1 protein-coding gene is annotated in these 1,908 nt (G+C 75.9%); it reads left to right on the top strand.

Annotated elements, in window-relative coordinates; genetic code table 11:
* Positions 1-18 precede the first annotated feature (18 nt).
* Positions 19-1,908 (top strand): polyketide synthase dehydratase domain-containing protein (locus AB0D93_RS41520; RefSeq protein ID WP_362131956.1); only part of this gene is annotated, 1,890 nt, incomplete at its 3' end.

Here is a 1,908-nt window from a genome sequence, read left to right as displayed (position 1 = left end):
CATCTGTATGCGCAGGGTGTGACGAGGTTCGTGGAGGTGGGGCCGGACGCCGCGTTGTCGGCGACAGGGCCGGACTGTCTGCCGGGGGATGCCACGGCCGCGTTCGTGCCGCTGTTACGCCGCGACCAACCGGAGTCGGTGACCCTGCCCACCGGGCTGGCCCGCTTCCACGCGCACGGTGGCACCGTCGACTGGAGCCGGTACCTGCCCGCCGCCGAGCGGGTAGACCTGCCCACCTACGCCTTCCAACGCCGCCGCTACTGGCTCGACAACGCCGAACCGCCGCGCCGGGACGGCTACCCGCTGCTGGACGCGGCCGTGGAGTTCGCCGAGGAGGACGGGTTCCTGCTGTCCGGGCGGCTGGCCACCCGGGCGCAGCCCTGGCTGGGAGATCACACCGTGCTCGGCGCGACCGTGGTGCCCGGCAGTGTCTTCGCCGAACTGGCCCTGCACGCCTGCGAGCAGGCCGGCGCCGGCGCGGTCGCCGAACTGACCCTGCAGGCGCCGTTGGTGCTGCCCGAGGACGGCGCGGTCGAGGTACAGATGAGGGTCGGCGCACCCGACGCGGCCGGGCACCGGCCGCTGACCGTGCATGCCCGCCCTGCCGAGGACGGCACGCCGTGGACCTGTTACGCCCGCGCCGTGCTCGGCCCGATGCCTGCCGAGACGCAGTCCGAGGCGGTCACCTGGCCGCCGCCGGACGCCACCGCGCTGGACGTCGGCTCGGCCTACGCCGACTTCGCCGCCACCGGGCTGGAGTACGGCCCGGCGTTCCGGGGGCTGCGCGCGGCCTGGCGGCGCGGCGACGAGATCTTCGCCGACATCGCCCTGCCCGAGCTCACGGACACCGGCCGCTACGGGCTGCACCCCGCGCTGCTGGACGCCGCGCTGCACGCCCTGCGTTATCTGCACGAGGACGTGGGCGGCCGCACCCTGCTGCCGTTCGCCTGGAACGGGATCACGCTGCGCAGCACCGGGGCGTCCGCGCTGCGGGTGCGGATCTCCCCGGTGGCCGCCGAGGCGGCCCGGATCGAGCTGGCCGACCCGACGGGCGCCCCGGTCGGAGTGGTGGAATCCCTCGCCGTCCGGCCGATCTCGGCCCGACAACTCGGCCACCACGAGTCGTTGCACGTCGAGGACCTCGTGCCCGTGCCCCTCCCGGCCGGTCCGGAACCGACCGTGCTGACCTGCACCGACCTGGCCGAGCTGCCCGACGGGGAGTTGCCCGGGGTGGTGGTGCTGGCGGCCGGGACCGAGACCGACCCGGTCGCCGCGGCCGGGCGGGCGCTTGGTGCGGTGCGCACCTGGCTGACCGAGGACCGCTTCGCCGCCACCCGGCTGGCGCTGCGCACCCGCAACGCACGTACCGACCCGGCCGCCGCCGCTGTCTGGGGCCTGCTGCGCTCGGTGCAGCAGGAGCACCCGGACCGCTTCCTGCTCGCGGACCTCGAGGGCACGGACGGCACCGCGGTCCCCGCCGCGGCGTGGAACGTACCCGGCGGGCAACTGGTGCTGCGGGACGGCGCGGTGCTCGTGCCACGGCTGTCCCAGGTCCCCCTGTCCAGGGTCACCGGCCGGGACGGCACCACCTGGGATCCGGGCGGCCCGGTGCTGATCAGCGGCGGTCTCGGCACGCTCGGCGCCGCCCTGGCCCGGCACCTGGCCGCCGACTGCGGGGTGCGCGAGCTGGTCCTCACGGGTCGCCGCGGCCCGGACACCCCGGGCGCAGCCGAGCTGGCCGCGGGTCTCGCGGAACTCGGCGCCACCGTACGGATCGTGGCGTGTGACGTGGCCGAGCGGGACGCGGTGGCCGCGCTGCTGGCCGAGCACCCGGTGACGGCGGTGGTGCACGCCGCCGGGATCGTGGACGACGGTCTGGTCACCGGTCTCACCGAGGAGCGGCTCGGG

It is taken from the genome of Streptomyces sp. NPDC048191, from assembly GCF_040652655.1.
In the GTDB taxonomy this organism is placed as follows: domain Bacteria; phylum Actinomycetota; class Actinomycetes; order Streptomycetales; family Streptomycetaceae; genus Streptomyces.
The sequence above is the reverse complement of the archived record's forward strand: the minus strand, read 5'-3'. Positions and strand labels throughout refer to the sequence as shown.